The sequence below is a fragment of the Kitasatospora sp. NPDC059462 genome, from assembly GCF_042749955.1.
GTDB lineage: Bacteria > Actinomycetota > Actinomycetes > Streptomycetales > Streptomycetaceae > Kitasatospora.
The window spans coordinates 15,549-31,787 of sequence record NZ_JBHYUU010000096.1 but is presented as its reverse complement, the minus strand read 5'-3'; the positions used below and the strand labels follow the sequence as shown (position 1 = coordinate 31,787).

The 16,239-nt window shown below is 74.4% G+C and carries 11 protein-coding genes; 3 read left to right on the top strand and 8 right to left on the bottom strand.

Annotated elements, in window-relative coordinates; translation table 11 throughout:
* Positions 1 to 98 precede the first annotated feature (98 nt).
* The 7 genes from ACFXAM_RS23095 to asnB all read right to left on the bottom strand — a co-directional run bounded on the left by ACFXAM_RS23095 (position 99) and on the right by asnB (position 10,165).
* Complete coding sequence (locus tag ACFXAM_RS23095; protein ID WP_380294113.1) at positions 99 to 1,124, bottom strand: 6-phosphofructokinase; 1,026 nt, start codon at positions 1,122 to 1,124, stop codon at positions 99 to 101.
* 370 nt (positions 1,125 to 1,494) lie between these two features.
* A complete protein-coding gene (locus tag ACFXAM_RS23090) occupies positions 1,495 to 2,223 on the bottom strand; it encodes a type 1 glutamine amidotransferase (protein WP_380294112.1) in 729 nt (242 codons plus the stop codon).
* A gap of 64 nt (positions 2,224 to 2,287) precedes the next feature.
* A complete protein-coding gene (locus tag ACFXAM_RS23085) occupies positions 2,288 to 3,550 on the bottom strand; it encodes a MurT ligase domain-containing protein (protein WP_355371978.1) in 1,263 nt (420 codons plus the stop codon).
* Between the two features lie 316 nt (positions 3,551 to 3,866).
* Entirely contained in the window at positions 3,867 to 5,321 is a 1,455-nt protein-coding gene (locus ACFXAM_RS23080; RefSeq protein WP_380294111.1) for a GNAT family N-acetyltransferase, read from the bottom strand.
* Between the two features lie 56 nt (positions 5,322 to 5,377).
* Positions 5,378 to 6,853, bottom strand: a complete 1,476-nt coding sequence (locus tag ACFXAM_RS23075; RefSeq protein ID WP_380294110.1) for a pyridoxal phosphate-dependent decarboxylase family protein — start codon at positions 6,851 to 6,853, stop codon at positions 5,378 to 5,380.
* A 123-nt stretch (positions 6,854 to 6,976) separates the two neighbouring features.
* Positions 6,977 to 8,104, bottom strand: coding sequence for a hypothetical protein (locus tag ACFXAM_RS23070; RefSeq protein ID WP_380294109.1), 1,128 nt, complete (start codon positions 8,102 to 8,104; stop codon positions 6,977 to 6,979).
* A gap of 210 nt (positions 8,105 to 8,314) precedes the next feature.
* Entirely contained in the window at positions 8,315 to 10,165 is a 1,851-nt protein-coding gene (gene asnB, locus ACFXAM_RS23065) for an asparagine synthase (glutamine-hydrolyzing) (RefSeq protein ID WP_380294108.1), read from the bottom strand.
* A gap of 201 nt (positions 10,166 to 10,366) precedes the next feature.
* On the opposite strand from asnB, the gene ACFXAM_RS23060 reads away from it, so the two are divergent.
* Both ACFXAM_RS23060 and glmS read left to right on the top strand, forming a co-directional pair.
* Positions 10,367 to 10,651 carry a hypothetical protein gene (locus tag ACFXAM_RS23060; protein ID WP_327683601.1) on the top strand — a complete coding sequence of 95 codons (285 nt, stop codon included), beginning with the start codon at positions 10,367 to 10,369 and terminating at the stop codon, positions 10,649 to 10,651.
* A 116-nt stretch (positions 10,652 to 10,767) separates the two neighbouring features.
* Complete coding sequence (gene glmS / locus ACFXAM_RS23055; protein ID WP_380294107.1) at positions 10,768 to 12,594, top strand: glutamine--fructose-6-phosphate transaminase (isomerizing); 1,827 nt, start codon at positions 10,768 to 10,770, stop codon at positions 12,592 to 12,594.
* A gap of 49 nt (positions 12,595 to 12,643) precedes the next feature.
* On the opposite strand, the gene ACFXAM_RS23050 is transcribed toward glmS, so the two are convergent.
* Positions 12,644 to 14,440, bottom strand: coding sequence for a beta-galactosidase family protein (locus ACFXAM_RS23050; RefSeq protein ID WP_380294106.1), 1,797 nt, complete (start codon positions 14,438 to 14,440; stop codon positions 12,644 to 12,646).
* Between the two features lie 242 nt (positions 14,441 to 14,682).
* On the opposite strand from ACFXAM_RS23050, the gene ACFXAM_RS23045 reads away from it, so the two are divergent.
* On the top strand, positions 14,683 to 16,167 hold the full coding sequence (locus ACFXAM_RS23045; RefSeq protein ID WP_380294105.1) for an amidase: 1,485 nt from the start codon (positions 14,683 to 14,685) through the stop codon (positions 16,165 to 16,167).
* The last annotated feature ends 72 nt before the right edge of the window (positions 16,168 to 16,239 follow it).

Here is a 16,239-nt window from a genome sequence, read left to right as displayed (position 1 = left end):
GGCTCGGGCCTTCCCGAGGCCCCGGGGGGCTCGGCCGGGAAGGGCCCCGGCGCGGGGCGCTGGCGCGCTCGGGGGCCGGGGCCGTACGGGGCGGGCGGTCAGATGACCGTCTCGGCCTCCAGGTACCGGTCGGCCGGCACGGTCTTCAGCTCGGCCACGGCCTCGCCCAGCGGCACCAGGTTGATGCTGGTGCCCTGCAGCGCGGTGATGTGCCCGAAGGCGCCCTTGTGGACGGCCTCCACGGCGTGCCAGCCGAACCGGGTGGCGAGCACCCGGTCGTAGGCGGTCGGGGTGCCGCCGCGCTGGGTGTGACCGAGGATCACCGGGCGGGCCTCCTTGCCGAGCCGGTGCTCCAGCTCGCGGGAGAGCTGGGTGGCGATGCCGGTGAACCGCTCGTGGCCGTAGATGTCCTTGGTGCCCTCCTCCCAGTGCATGGTGCCGGGCTCGGGCTTGGCGCCCTCGGCGCAGACCACGATGGCGAACTTCTTCTGCCGGTCGAAGCGCTCGCGGACGACGGCGGTGAGCTTCTCGATGTGGAACGGGCGCTCCGGGACGACGATCGCGTGCGCGCCGGCCGCCATGCCCGCGTTCAGGGCGATCCAGCCGGTGTGCCGGCCCATGACCTCGACGACCATGACCCGCTGGTGCGACTCGGCGGTGGTCTTCAGCCGGTCCAGCGCCTCGGTGGCGACCGACACGGCGGTGTCGAAGCCGAAGGTGACGTCGGTGCAGGCGATGTCGTTGTCGATGGTCTTCGGCACGCCGACGATCGGCAGGCCCGCGTCGCTCATCAGCTTGGCGGCCTTCAGGGTGCCCTCGCCGCCGATCGGGATCACCGCGTCCAGGCCGAGGTCCGCGCAGTACTGCTTGGCGCGCTCGACGCCGTCGCGCAGGTGGCTGGGCTGCACCCGGGAGGAACCGAGGATCGTGCCGCCCTGGGCGAGGATGCCGCTCACCGAGTCGAGGGTCAGGGGCCGGTGGTGCCCCTCCAGGAAACCGCGCCAGCCGTCCTCGAACCCGATGATCTCGTCGCCGTGGTCGACCACCCCCCGGTGGACCACGGAGCGGATCACCGCGTTCAGGCCGGGGCAGTCACCGCCGCTGGTCAGCACTCCAATACGCATTGCTTTGCAACTCCCGAGCAGAACCGAGGAACGGCCGGACTACAGGCTGGGACGACGGACCGCCACCGTAGCGAGCCCTTCCCGCGCCGGAGTGGCGCGGAGATGGCCGCCGGGTGAAGGACCGGCCGATCCGGACAGAACATCCGAAACCGGCCGTGGATTCCGAGCATACGGCCCCTGCGTCCGGCCGGGCAGGAGCCGACGCGGGAGCGGCGCCGTCGGCGCCCCCGCGTGGAAGTGCAGCCTGCTGCCGAGGAGGGTGTGCAGCCGGCAGCCCCGGGGAGGGGCAGCCCCATTGTCGTACGTTCCGGGCCGTCCGTGGACCGGGTGACCGCATCGCGGGCACCCGGCCGGACGGGCGCGGGACGTGCTACGCGGGGCGCGTCGTGGCCGCGATGCGCTCCGCGCGCAGCGCGTCGTACCAGGTGGTGTCGGCCGGCGGCAGGGCGTTCACGTCCAGCGCCAGCTTGATCAGCATGTCCGCGACGGCGGGGTTGCGCGCCATCACCGGGCCGTGCAGGTAGGTGCCGAAGACGGTGTCCCGCCAGGCGCCCTCGGTGCCGTCGCCGGTGCCGTTGCCCCGGCCGGCGGTGACCCGGGCGAGCGGGCTGACGCCCTGGCCGAGGTGGGTCACGCCCTGGTGGTTCTCGAAGCCGGTCAGCTGCGGCAGGCCGAGGTGCGGGTCCACGTCGGCCAGCACGTCGCCGACGCAGCGCTCGCCCTCGCCGCGGGTGGTCCACACGTCCAGCAGGCCGAGGCCCGGCTCGCGCTGGCCGAGGTCGTTGACGAACTCGTGGCCGAGGATCTGGTAGCCCGCGCAGACCGCGAAGATGATCGCGCCGTTCTCCGACGCCCGCACCAGGCCGGAGTCGTTGCGCAGCCGCTCGGCGGCGAGCCGCTGCGGACGGTCCTCGCCGCCGCCGATCAGGTAGATGTCGCCGCTGGTGGGCACCGCCTGGTCGGAGCGGACGTCGATCCGGGTCACGTTGAGATGGCGCTGACGGGCCCGGCGCTCCACGACCAGGGCGTTGCCCCGGTCGCCGTAGGTGCTGAGCAGGTCGGGGTAGACCCAGACCACGCGCAGGCTGCTCTCACTCATCCTCGAAGGCCTTCCATGACGTACGTGCGGTGGGCTGCTGGGGCTGCTCGGTGCCGGTCCGGCATCAGCCGGCCACGACCTTCCGCAGCTGCTGGAAGGCGGTGTAGTTGGCGATCGCCTCGATCCGGCCGGGCGGGGCCATCCGGACCGCCTGCTCCAGCGAGTCCACGACGTGGAACTGCAGCCCGGCGACCTCCAGGCGCACCGCGAGGTCCAGCTTGCGCTGGCCCAGCACGAACACCGGGTGTCCGGCGAGCCGCTCGTAGTCCACGTCCCACAGCCAGGAGGTGTCGGTGCCGTCGGCGTCGAGCGCGTTGACCGAGAGCACCACCGGGGTCGGCGGGCCGTCGATCAGCGAGAAGGTCTCCAGCCAGCCGGCCGGGTTCTTGGCCAGCAGCAGCCGGATGTCGCGGCCCTGGTACTGGACGACGTCGTAGCGGCCGGCCACCGCGGTGACCGAGCGCATCCGCTCCAGCGCGACCTGCGGGGAGACGCCGAACACGGCGGCGACGGCGGCCGAGCTGGTGGCGTTGGCCAGGTTGGCCCGGCCGGGCAGCTGGAGCTGGATCGGCCAGGCGCCGCGCTGCGGGTCGATCACGTGGGTGCCCTGCAGGGCCCAGTGCGGGTTGGGGCGCCGGAAGCCGCACTCCTGGCAGAACCAGTCGTCGCCGGGGCGCTGCATCACGCCGCCGCAGGCGGGGCAGGACCAGGCGTCCTCCTTCCACGCCTGTCCGGCGGCCACCCAGACCACCTTCTTGCAGGAGGACGCGGCCCAGGTCACCAGCGGGTCGTCGGCGTTGGCGATCACCACGGCCTCGGTGTCCTGGAGGCCCTCGCGCCACTTCTCCGCCATCATGCGGGTCTCGGCGGCGCGGTCCAGCTGGTCGCGCGAGAGGTTGAGCAGGGCGATCGCCTTGGGGCGGGTGTCCCGGGCCACCATCGCCAGGTACTTCTCGTCGACCTCGATGACGCCGAAGCGGGCCTCCGAGCCGCCGGCCAGGGCGGAGGTGATGCCGGCCGGCATGTTGGCGCCCAGCGCGTTGGAGACCACCGGGCCGGCGGCGCGCAGCGCCTCGGCGATCAGGCGGGTGGTCGTGGTCTTGCCGTTGGTGGCGCTGACCAGCACCACGTCGAGGTTCTCGGCGAGGGTGGCGAGCAGATCGGGGTCGAGCCTCAGGGCGACCTTGCCGCCGATCACCGAGCCGCTGCCGCGCCCGGCCTTGCGGGAGACGGCGGCGGCCACCTTGCCGGCGGTCACCGCGATCTTCGCGCGCGCCGGCAGCGAGGCGTCGCGTGCGCCTGTGGGCTCCGATTCGGTGCCTGCCATGCTCAGTGGTTCCTCCTTGCTGCGGCACCGCCCGGGGGCCGGACTACGGGCCGTCGGGCGGCGGGGACGGGATCAGCCTACCGACTCCGCCGCCCGACCCGTCGCCCCGGACCCCGCGCCGCCTGCTGCGACGTGCGCGGGAAGCCCTTCCGGGCGGCCCTGGCGCGGCGTCAGGACGGGCGGTGTACGGAGGGGCCGTTCGCCGTCGGGGACGCGTGAGCGGGGTGCGGCGGTTCCGCGCGCCGGCGCGGGAGGGGCCCTTGGTGAGGGTGTGGTGAAGAAATGACCGGATGATTACCCGACGTGCCGATGCGGCTCACCGGCCCGGACGGGTCTGCCAGGGCACCGGGAGATCCTCGGCCGCCTCCGCCAGGTGCGCGGTGATGACCAGCGTGCCGTCCTCCACCTGGTAGTCCAGCGGCGCCGCCAGCCGCCGCATGGTGGCGATCAGCCCGGAGTTGGACGACTGGGTGACCGCGTACACCGTGTCCACCCCGGCCTCCAGGGCCAGCGCCGCCATCCGCCGCATGAGGTCCAGGCCCAGCCCGCGCCGCTGCCAGGCGTCCTCGACCAGCACCGCCACCTCGGCGCCGTCGTCGTCCCACATCAGGTGCCCGAGGGCGACGATCCGCCCGTCCGCCGCCTCCACCGCCAGGGTCTGGCCGTGCCGGGCGTCCAGCAGGTGGTCCAGGTAGCGGTCGGCGTCCCGGACCGGCCCGTGGTAGCGCTTGCGCAGCGCGTCGGGGGAGCAGCGCCGGTGCATCGCCAGCGCGGCCGCCTTGTCGGCCGCGTCCGCGCGCCGCACGGTCAGGTCGGCGCCGGCCGGCTGGCTCAGCCGGGACCGGACGTCCGGCACCCGGGGGCCGAGCAGGGTGTCCAGCTCGACCAGTGCCTGCGCCCGGGCGAACTCGGTCGGGGTGAACGGCAGCTGCGGGCGGGTGAGCTCGATGAGGTCCCCGGAGGGCACCGGCAGCCGCAGCACGTGCCCGTCCGCCCCGGCGGCGGTGCGGGCGGCCGCGCCCGGGTACTGCCGGATGCTGCACTGCCCGAACAGCCGGCGCAGCGCGACCGGCAGCTCGGCGGCGTCCAGCGCGGTCCGGGTGGCCAGCGCCAGGACGTGGGTCGGCACGTCCACCAGGTCGTGGGCGTCGGCCGGGCCGGTCCAGATGTCGTGCCCGCCGGCCCCGGCGACCAGCGCGGTCAGGTCGGCCCGGGTCAGCGACCGCGGCGCGCGGACGAAGAACTCGTCCACGGCGCCGGACGGCAGCGGGTGGGACTGCATCGAGACGATGTTCACCTGCCGCGCCGCGAAGGCCGCGCAGACCCGGGCCAGGCTGCCGGGGGAGTCCCGCACCGTGGTGCGGACCCGCCACAGCGCGGTCTCCTCGAAGTCGTGCAGCGGGCCCTTCAGCGGCTCGGCCTGCGTCCCGGCCTGGGCCCCGGCCTGGGCCTGCGCCCCGGCCGGTGTCCCGTCCGGTGGCTCGGGCGCGTCCGGTCCGGGCGGTCCGTGCAGGTGATGGCGGTGCGACCACCAGGCGTGGAACAGCGCCGTGGCGAGCAGTGCGGTGGCGGAAGCGGCGAGCACCACCGGCCCGTCCGGTCCGTGCACCACGAGCTTGGCCACCAGGTCGGCGGCGGTCACCGAGAGGAAGACGGCGGCGAGTTCCACCGCGTCGCGTCGCCATCGCTGGGCACGGACGCCGCGGCGCTGGGCACGGGAGGGGTTCGGGGACTGGACGGTTTCGGGCTTCGGCTGCTCCAGGTGCTCCATGCCATCAATCTGCCGCTTCGGTGTTTCACGATCACGAATCCCCCGTGACCTGACGGTTAATGGTGCTGTGCATCGCCCGTTCCGCGCCCGGCCGCCTTCACTTCTTCGAGCAGGATCCGCAGGTCCGTTTCGGTGGTGGCCGGGTTGAGGAGGCAGGCGCGGAGCATCTCGCGGCCGGCCAGGCGGGCGCCGGTGACGAAGGCGCGGCCGCGGCGCTGGACGGCGGCGGGCAGCTCGCGGTTGAGGGCGTCCAGGGTGGCTTCGGTGCGGCCGGGCGGGCGCAGGCGGAACGCGACGATGGAGGTCCGGACCTCGGCGAGCAGCTCCAATTCGGGGTCCTCGGTGATGAGTTCGCCGAGCCGTCGGGCGAGCGCGGTGGTCCGGGCGATGTCCCGGGCGAGGCCGTCGCGGCCGCGGTGGGCGATGGTGGCCCACACCTTGAGGGCACGGAACGGGCGGGTCTGCTCGGTGCCGTACTCGGAGAACCAGCCCAGCTCCCCGGCCGCCTCGTCGCGCAGGTAGGAGGGGACGAGGCTGAAGGCGGCGCGCAGCCCCTCGGGGTCGCGGACCAGCGCGCAGCCGCAGTCGACCGGCACGCCGAGCCACTTGTGGGGGTCGAGGGCCAGCGAGTCGGCGCGCTCCATCCCGGCGTAGCGGTGGGCGATCACCGGGTCGAGCACGCCGAACGCGCCGTAGGCGCCGTCCACGTGCAGCCACAGGCGTTCCTCGGCGCAGAGGTCGGCGATGGGGTCGAAGGCGTCCACCGCGCCGGTGCCGACCGTGCCGGCCGAGGCCACCACCAGGAACGGCAGCAGCCCCGCCGCCCGGTCGCGGGCGATCGCGGCGCGCAGGTCGGCGAGGTCGAGGCCCCCGTCGGGGCCGGTGGCCACGGTGCGCAGGTGCCGGCTGCCGAGGCCCAGCAGCTCGGCGGCCTTGCGGACGCAGGAGTGGGTCTCGCCGGTGACGTAGCCGACCAGCGGCGGCATCCCGGCGAGGCCGTCCTCGCGGACGTCCCGTCCGGCGGCGCGGGCGGCCCGGTTGCGGGCGGCGGACAGGCAGACGATGGTCGCCATCGAGGTGCCGGAGGTGAGCAGCCCGCCGCCGGGCGGGTGGGGGAAGCCGACCAGCTCGGCGATCCAGCGGACCACGGCCCGCTCCAGGTGGACGTCGGCGTGGTCGCCGCCGGCCGAGCTGGGGTTCATCGCGGCGGCGGCGAGGGTGGCGAGCACGCCGGCCGGGGCCGGGGCGGAGTTCACCCAGCCGAAGAACCGCGGGTGGCCGTTGCCCATCGGGTGCGGCAGCACGTCGCGGCCGACCGCCTCCAGCAGCTCGGCGAGCGGGCGGCCGGTCGTGGGCAGCGGGGCGTCCAGCAGGGTGCGGCGGGCGTCCTCGTCCATCGGCCGCCAGACCGGGCGGGCGGCCAGCCCGGCGAGGTGGTCGGCGGCCAGGTCGGCGGCGGTGTGCGCCGCGGCGCGGAAGTCGTCGTCCGCGGGGAGGCGCTCGTCGGCGGCGCGGAAGTCGTCGGAGGTCATGTGCGGCTCCGGGGAGGGTGCGGGCCTGGTGGCGCGGCGTCCTCGGCGCACCCGGATCCCCGTGATCCTACGGAAACGGGCCCGCGCCGTGCGGCACGGGCCCGGCAGGTGGGACGGCGGGGGTCAGTCCAGCGAGGCGGAGAGCCCGCCCGCCGAGCGGCAGTAGCCCTGCATCTCCTTGTCGGTGAGCTTGGCGCAGAGCCGCCCGGCCGCCCCCGCGTCGGTGTAGTTCACCGTGTAGTAGCTGACCAGGCCCTCCGCGCAGGCCTTGCGCTGCCAGCCGTCGGCCGCGGTCGCGCACTGCTGGGCGGCCCAGTCCTCGCGGTCCAGGTTGTACTTCATGGTGCGCGAGCCCACGCCCCGGCTGCAGTCCACCGCCCCGCCGGAGGCCTTGCCGTTCAGGCACCACTTCAGGGCCTCGGCGTACACCTCGGGGTGGTTCGGGTAGTCGTGCGAGGAGAGGTAGAAGGTCGGCGCGTAGAAGTAGCAGGCGGACTGGAACAGCGCCGGCTGGTCCTTGCACGGGTAGAGCGGGTCCTGGGCGAGCTTGTCGGCCGGGAGGTTGGCCTTGGCCGTCTCGTCCTCCTCGTCCGGGCCGAAGAGCTGCATGAACAGGCCCTCGGAGCAGCGGATCCGGTTCTGGTCGGAGGTGAACCTGTTGCACAGCTCGCGGGCCTTGGCGACGTCCTGCTTGGCGACGAACATCGTGCCGTGGCCCACGCCGTGGATGCACGGGCCGCTGTTCTTGGGCGCGCAGAGCTTGACCAGGTCGGTCTCGGGCTGGGTGGAGGCGTTGAGCATCTCCTCGACGGCGCCGTGCAGGTAGCCGGCCGCGCAGGTCTCGTGCGGGAAGGAGATGACCTTCTGGAAGTCGGCGTGGAAGCGCGTGACCGCCGCGTGCCCGAGCTCGTGGGCGATCGGGTGGCAGAACCGGACGGTGTACGGCAGCTGCTTGGTGATCCGGTCGAGGTCGGCCAGGGCGACGCCGGGGTCGGTGGCCTCCATCTCGGCCATCAGCTTGTTGCGCAGCGTCGAGCGGGTCCACACCGCCGGGTCCCCGGTCGCCGTGGCGCTCGCGGCCGGCTGTCCGGTGCCGGGGCCGCCCGCGCCGTCGGTGCCGGCCCCGGGGGAGGCCGGCCCGGCCACCGCGGCGGTGACCGGCTCGGGCGTCCAGTCGGTGACGGCCACCGACCCCAGGCCGAGCACCCCGAGCAGCAGGGCGGTGAGGATCGCGAAGGCTCGCGGTTGCATGACGGAGATCCCCCGGCGGATCGAGACGGACGGGACTCTCCCCATCCTGACGGCACGGGCTTCGGATTCCGTGTTATCGACCGCCATTCGGGAGGTGTCGGCGACGCTATCGCACGTCCCGCCCGGTCAACGAGGCGGGCCCGCGGCTGGTCACGGACGGTGGCACGGGGCCGGGCGGCGCGGGGCGCGCGCCGCCCGGGGGCGGGTCGCTCACAGCTCCAGGCGGACCTGGTACTCCGTCAGCCACGCGTCCAGGTCCAGGGCCAGATCGGTCGCCAGCCGGACCGTCTGCGGATCGGTGTCCGGGGCGAGCGCGTCGGACAGCGCCCGCCGGTCCAGCAGGGCGAGGCCGGGGGAGCGGGGGTCGGCGGCCAGTGCGGCGAGCTCGCCGCGCAGCAGCTGCGGGTAGCGGGGGTCCTGGACGACCGGGTACGGGCTCTTCATCCGGTCGGCGATCTCGTCGGGCAGCACGTCCCGCACGGCGGCGCGCAGCAGGCTCTTCTCCCGGCCGTCGAAGGACTTCATCGCCCACGGCGTGTTGAAGACGTACTGCACCAGCCGGTGGTCGCAGAACGGCACCCGCACCTCCAGCCCGGTGGCCATGCTCATCCGGTCCTTGCGGTCCAGCAGGATGCGCACGAAGCGGGTCAGGTTGAGGTAGGACACCTCCCGCATCCGCCGTTCGAACGGGTCGGCGTCCGGCAGGTGCGGGACCTCGGCGATCGCCTCCCGGTAGCGGGCCTGCCGGTAGCCGGGCAGGTCGAGCTTGCCGAGCAGCTCCCGGTCGAGCAGTTGTTCGCGCGGCCCGCTGCCGCTGCCGCCGAGGCTGCTCAGCACCGCCGCCCACGGGAAGTCCTCGGTGCGCACGATCTGCGGGTCGTGGAACCAGCGGTAGCCGCCGAACAGCTCGTCCGCCGACTCGCCGGACAGCGCCACCGTGGAGCGTTCGCGCACCCCGCGGAAGAACAGCAGCAGCGAGGAGTCCATGTCGCCGACGCCGCCCGGCAGGTCGCGGGCGCGCAGGGTGGCGAGCCGCTGTGCCGGGGCGCCGACGGCGGCGCTGTCCAGTTCGATCACCTGGTGGTCGGCGCCCACGTGCCGGGCGAGCATCCGCGCGTACGGGCCGTCCGGGGTGGTGCGGACGGCGTCCGGGGCGAAGTGTTCGGACTGGCCGGTGAAGTCGACCGCGAAGGAGCGCACCGGGCCGGCGCCGGCGGCGCGCAGCGTCCGGGCCGCCAGGGCGGTGACCGCGCTGGAGTCGAGGCCGCCGGAGAGCAGCGAGCAGAGCGGCACGTCGGACTCCAGCTGGCGGTGGACGATGTCCTCCAGCAGGGCCCGGACGGTGCCGATCGTGGTGGGGAGGTCCTGGACGTGCTCGCGGGCCTCCAGCGCCCAGTAGCGCCGGGCGGTCAGGCCCTGGCGCCGCACCCGCACCACGTGGCCCGGCCGGACCTCGGCGATGCCCCGGTACGGGGTGAGGCCCGGGGTGCGGGTCAGCGCGAGGAGTTCGCGCAGTCCGTCGAGGTCGACCACCGGGCGCACCGCGGGGTGGGCGAGCAGCGCCTTCGGTTCGGAGCCGAAGACCACGCCGTCCGGTGTCGGGTGGTAGTGCAGCGGTTTGACGCCCATCCGGTCGCGGACCAGCAGCAGTTCCTCGGCGCGGGCGTCCCAGACGGCGAAGGCGAACATGCCGTTGAGCCGCTCGGCCAGGTGTTCGCCCCACTCCAGGTAGGCGCGGAGCACCACCTCGGTGTCGCTGCGGGTGCGGAAGCGGTGCCCGGCGGCCTCCAGCTCGGCGCGCAGCTCGCGGTGGTTGTACACCTCCCCGCTGTAGCTGAGGGCGGCCAGCAGCCGGCCGTCGTGCTCGGCCGTCATCGGCTGGACGCCGCCCTGCGGGTCGATCACGGCGAGGCGCCGGTGGCCCAGCGCGGCGTGCCGCTCCAGGTGGACGCCCCCGGCGTCCGGACCGCGGCAGAGCTGGGTCGCCGTCATGGCGTCGAGCACCGCTCGTTCGAGGGTCAGGTCGCGGTCGTAGGCGACCCATCCGGTGATCCCGCACATCAGCAAGCCTCCGGTTCTTCCGACACTCTTCCGACGCTCCCGTCCTCCCCCGGCCCCCCGGTGTGTGAGCAAGTCATCACGCTACGTGGTCACCCGTGCGGCTACAAGACCCCCGTTCATGCTTCGAACACGGCAGGATCCTGCCCGAAATCGGGCAGGATTTTTGATCTTTCGCTGAGGGGGCGCCTAGGCTCCCCACTCGTGTCCAGCTCGCCCGGTCCCTCGCACCCTCACGAAGACCTGCTCGCCCACCTCACCCGGACCAGCCCGCTCGGGCCCCGGGAGGCGGCGCGGGTGGTGGCGGAGGTGCTGGCCTACTTCTCCGAGACCACCGAGGAGTACGTCCGGCGCCGCCACGGCGAACTGCAGGCGCGCGGCCTGACCAACGAACGGATCTTCGCCCGGCTCGCCGAGGAACTCCCGGCCCGCCGGGTCGCGGCGCCCGGGCTCTCGGCCCGCCAGCTGCGCCGGATCGTCTACGGCTGACCGGCCGACCCTGCGGCCGGCCGTTCCCTCACCGGCCGTCCCTCACCGCCGCGTTCAGGTCTTGTCGGCACGGCCCGCCCGGCCGCCCTCGTACTCACGGAACCAAGGAGCCCACCATGTGCGGAATCGTGGCCTACATCGGCCCCAAGGACGCGACCCCCTTCCTGCTGGAGGGCCTCGCCCGGCTGGAGTACCGCGGCTACGACTCGGCCGGCGTCGCCGTCGCCGGGCGCACCGGCGGCATCAAGGTCCGCAAGGTCAAGGGCCGGGTGGCCGACCTCGCCGCCGACGTCCCCGCCCGCTTCAAGGGCACCACCGGCATCGGCCACACCCGCTGGGCCACCCACGGCGTGCCCAGCGACGCCAACGCCCACCCGCACCTGGACAACGACGGGCGGATCGCCGTCGTCCACAACGGCATCATCGAGAACGCCGACGAGCTGCGGGTACGGCTCGCCGCCGAGGGCGCGGTGTTCCGCTCCGAGACCGACACCGAGGTGCTCGCCCACCTCGTCGCCGCCCACGCCGCCGAGGGCGGCGAGCTGGAGGACGCCGTGCGCGCCGCCCTCGGCAAGGTCGTCGGCACCTACGGCATCGCCGTCCTCGACGCCGAGCAGCCCGACCGCATCGTGGTCGCCCGCAACGGCAGCCCGATCGTGCTCGGCCTCGGCGAGAAGGAGATGTTCGTCGCCTCCGACGTCTCCGCCCTCGTCCGCTACACCCGCCAGGTCGTCCACCTGGAGGACGGCGAGCTGGCCACCGTGCGCGCCGACGGCTTCCGCACCTTCACCGAGGACGCCCGCACCACCCACCGCCAGCCGTCCACCGTCGACTGGGACATCGACTCCTACGACACCGGCGGCTACGAGCACTTCCTGCTCAAGGAGATCCACGAGCAGCCCGGCTCCGTCGAGCGCACCCTCGGCGGCCGCCTCGACGAGCGCTTCGCCACCGCCCACCTCGGCGGCCTCAACCTGGACGCCCGCGAACTGCGCGAGATCCGCCGGGTCAAGATCCTCGGCTGCGGCTCCGCCTACTACGCCGGCGAGATGGGCGCCCAGCTGATCGAGGAGCTCGCCCGGATCCCCGCCCACAGCGAGCCGGCCTCCGAGTTCCGCTACCGCAACCCGGTCATCGAGGCCGACACCCTCTACATAGCGGTCAGCCAGTCCGGCGAGACCTACGACACCCTCGCCGCCGTCCAGGAGGTCAAGCGCAAGGGCGGCCGCGTCCTCGGCGTCGTCAACACCGTCGGCAGCGCCATCGCTCGCGAGTGCGACGGCGGCATCTACCTGCACGCCGGTCCGGAGATCTCGGTCGCCTCCACCAAGGCGTTCACCTCCACCGTCGTCGCCTTCGCGCTGATCGCCCTGCACTTCGGCCGGATCCACGACCTCTCGCCCGCCGACGGCCGCCGGATCGTCTCCGCCCTCAAGGCCCTGCCCGGCCAGATCCGCGAGATCCTCGCCCAGAGCGACGAGATCGCCGCCCTGGCCGCCGAGTACGCCGACTCCACCGGCATGATGTTCATCGGCCGGGTGCGCGGCTACCCGGTCGCCCGCGAGGGCGCGCAGAAGCTCAAGGAGATCTCCTACGTGCACGCCGAGGCCTACCCGGCGAGCGAGCTGAAGCACGGCCCGCTGGCCCTGATCAGCCCCGAACTGCCCACCGTCGCCCTCGTCCCGGACGACGAGCTGCTCGACAAGAACCTCACCACCCTCGGCGAGATCAAGGCCCGCTCCGGCCGCGTCCTCGCCGTCGCCCACCGCCGCCCCGACCCCAAGCTCGCCGACCACTGCGTGCTGGTCCCCAAGAGCGAACCCGAGCTGGACCCGCTGCTCCTCAACATCCCGCTCCAGCTGCTCGCCTACCACGCCGCCGTCGCCCTGAAGCGCGACGTCGACAAGCCCCGCAACCTCGCCAAGAGCGTCACCGTCGAGTGACCCGGCCCCGGGGCCGGCCGCGCACCGCACGGCCGGCCCCGGGCGCGGCTCAGTAGTCGGCGCTGGGGGCGCGGGTGGTGGGGCCGAGGTCGGGCTCGTCGCGGAGTTCCAGGGAGTCGCCGTGGCGGGCGAGTTCGAGGACGAGAAGGGTGTTGCGGCCGGCCTGCCAGAGCGGGGCCGGGGCGTAGAGGGTGCGCTGCGGGCCCTCGTCGGTGTAGCGGCCGAGCAGGAAGCCGTTCAGCCAGAGCAGGCCGCGGCCCCAGCCGGGGAGGGCGACGAAGGCGTCGGCGGGGGCGTCGAGGTCGGTCTCGAAGCGGTGGAAGGCGGGGTCGCCGTCCGCGGTGTCGAGGGCGTCGTGGAGGACGAGGGCGTCGAGGTCGGTGAGCGGCAGCGGGCGGATCTCCCAGGTGTGCAGGCGCTGGCGTTCGTGCGAGACGCCGCGCCGGATGCCCTTGCGGTCGTCCAGCTGGGGGCCGTAGTTGGCGCGGCCGAGGGCCTCGACCAGGATGTCCAGGGTGACGCCGGCGGGGCCGGTGGCCAGGGGGAGGGTCTGCTCCGGCCGGTTGCGGTCGAGGACGCCGAGCGGGCGGCCGTCGGCGAAGACCTGGGCGCGGTCGCCGATGCCGTCGACGCGCAGGGGCAGTTCGGGGCGCGGGCCGGGGACGTGGGTGCGGTAATGGATGAGGCCGGACGACTGGCCCAGGCGTTCCATCGGCTCGGGGACGGGGCGGTGGACGGGCGTGGAGAGCGCGTCGAGGGAGTCCAGGAGGCGGGCCCGGCCGCTCGCGCGGTCGAGCCGGCGCGGCGCCAGCCGCGGCGGCAGGGGCGGGAGTTCGCCCTCCGGGAGCGGGACGTACCGGCCGATGACGGTCCGCAGGGTGTGGAACTTCTCGGTCAGCTCGCCCGCCTCGCCGATCGGCGCGTCGTAGTCGTAGCTGGTGGCGGTCGGCTCGAAGCCAGGGGTGTCCGGGCCGGTGCCGGAGTGGTTGGCGCCCGCCCAGAAGCCGAAGCTGGTCCCGCCGTGCGCCATGTAGAGGTTCACCGAGGCGCCGGTGGCGAGCAGTTCGTCGAGCGAGGCGGCGGTCTCCTTGGCGTCCCGGACGTGGTGCGGATCGCCGACCCGGTCGAACCAGCCGATCCAGAACTCCATCGCCGCCAGCGGCCCCTGCGGCTGCTGTCGGCGCAGCACCTCGAAGCGCTCGGGGGCGCGGGAGCCGAAGGTGGCGGTGGCCAGCAGGCCCGGGATCGCGCCGCCCTGCTGCATGAAGTCCTCGGAGCCGTCGGTGGTGAACAGCAGGCAGTCCACCCCGCGCGCGACCAGGCCGTCGCGCAGGTGCGCCAGGTAGGCGGCGTCGGTGCCGTAGCTGCCGTACTCGTTCTCCACCTGGACGGCGACCACCGGACCGCCCCGGCTGCCCAGCAGCGGGAGCAGCTGCGGCGCCAGGGCGTCGAACCAGCCGTCCACCGCGGCGAGGAAGGCGGGATCGGAGCTGCGCAGCCGGATCCCGTCCACGGCCAGCAGCCGCGCCGGCAGCCCGCCGAACTCCCACTCGGCGCAGATGTACGGGCCGGGGCGGAGGATGACGTCCAGGCCGTGCCGCTCGGCCAGGCGGACGAACCCCGCGATGTCCCGCCAGCCGGTGAAGTCCACCTCGCCGGTCGGCAGTTCGTGGAAGTTCCAGGGGATGTAGGTGTCCACCGTGTTGACGCCCAGCGCCCGCAGCCGGGCCAGCCGGTCGTCCCACAGCGCGGGGTGGACGCGGAAGTAGTGCAGCGCGCCGGAGACGATCCGGTGCGGCGCGCCGTTGCGGCGGAATCCGGTGCCGTCGAAGTCGAGCTCGATCATGCGGACCAGCTTTCGGGGGTGACGGGGTGACGCGGGCCGCCGGGGGTCGGGCCCGGCGGTCGGGATCCCAGAAGCGTCGCAGGACCGAACGGGCGGTGCGGCCCGATCGTGCCCGCGCCACGCGGGGCTGTTCGGTACGGCCGCGCCCGGCCTAGACTGCTCAGCTCGCGCGGCATTACCGGCGGGTAGGTGGCGAACCGGGCCCGGGTGCCGTCACCGACTGGCAGGGATGGGGAGTCCGGATGGCCGACGAGCGGGTGCACGCCTACGGGGACGACGCGCTGGGGGAGCACGACGCGGTGGCACTGGCCGCCCTGGTGCGGGCCGGCGAGGTGAGCCCCGCCGAGCTGGCGGCGGCCGCCGTGGCGCGCGCCGAACGCGTCGACGCGGCGCTCGCCCCGGTCGCCTTCGCCGCGTACGGGCGGGCGTTCCCCGGCCACGGCGGCGGGGGCGGTGCCGCGCACGGCGTGGACGGCGTGGACCGTGTGGGCGGTGTTCGCGGCGCGCACGGCGTGCACGGTGCCGGGCCGGACGCGCCGCTGTACGGCGTGCCGAGCTTCCTCAAGGACAACACCGACCTGCGCGGCATGCCCACCGGCCAGGGCAGCGCGGCGTTCCGCGCCAAACCGGCCCGCCGCAGCGCCGGCTTCGCCGAGCAGTTCCTCGGCACCGGCCTGTCCGTCCTCGGGAAGACCCGGCTGCCGGAGTTCGGCCTCAACGCCTCCACCGAGTACGCCACCGCCCGCCCCGTGCGCAACCCGTGGCTGACCTCGCACTCCCCGGGCGCCTCCTCCGGCGGCGCCGCCGCGCTGGTCGCCTCCGGCGTCGTCCCCGTCGCGCACGCCAACGACGGCGGCGGCTCGATCCGGATCCCGGCCGCCTGCTGCGGGCTGGTCGGCCTCAAGCCCACCCGCGGCCGGATGGTGCCCAACGCCCAGGGCCGCCGCCTCCCGGTCGACCTGATCACCGACGGCGTGCTGACCCGCTCCGTCCGCGACACCGCCGCGTTCCTCGCCGCCGCCGAACACCACTACCGCAACCCCGCCATGCCCCCGCTCGGCCTGGTCGAGGGCCCCGGCGGGCGCCGGCTGCGGATCGGGCTGGTGGTGGACTCCCCGACGGCGCCCACCGACGGGCCGACCCGGGCGGCCGTCGAGGAGACGGCCGCCCGGCTGGCCGCCCTGGGCCATGACGTGACGCCGGTGCAGCTGCCGTTCGGGGAGGAGTTCTCCCGCGACTTCATCCTCTACTGGGGCTACATCGCCTTCCTGATCGCCACCACCGGCCGGCTGACCGTCGACCCCGGCTTCCGGGCGGCCCGGCTGGACGGTTTCACCACCGGTCTGCGGCGGGTCTTCCACCGCGAGTTCGCCCGGGTGCCGGGCGTGGTGCGGCGGCTGCGCGCCTCCGAGCGGACGTACGCGGGCCTGTTCCGCACGTACGACGCGATTCTGTCGCCGGTGCTGGCCCACGTCGCGCCGCCGATCGGTCACCTGAGCCCGAACGTCGCCTTCGGCGAACTGCTGGAGCGGCTCACCCGCTACGTCGCCTTCACCCCGGTCAACAACGTCACCGGCGGCCCCGGCATCGCCCTGCCGGTCGGCGCGAGCCCCGAGGGGCTGCCGATCGGCGTCCACCTGTCGGCCGGCCACGGTGAGGAGCGGCTGCTCCTGGAACTGGCGTTCGCCCTGGAGGCGGACCGGCCCTGGCGGCGGATCCAGGACTGAGCGGCCGTCGGCGGCGTCGCCGCGTGCGTCGCCGCGTGCGCCGCCGTGCCCGTCACCGACCGCACGTCCCCG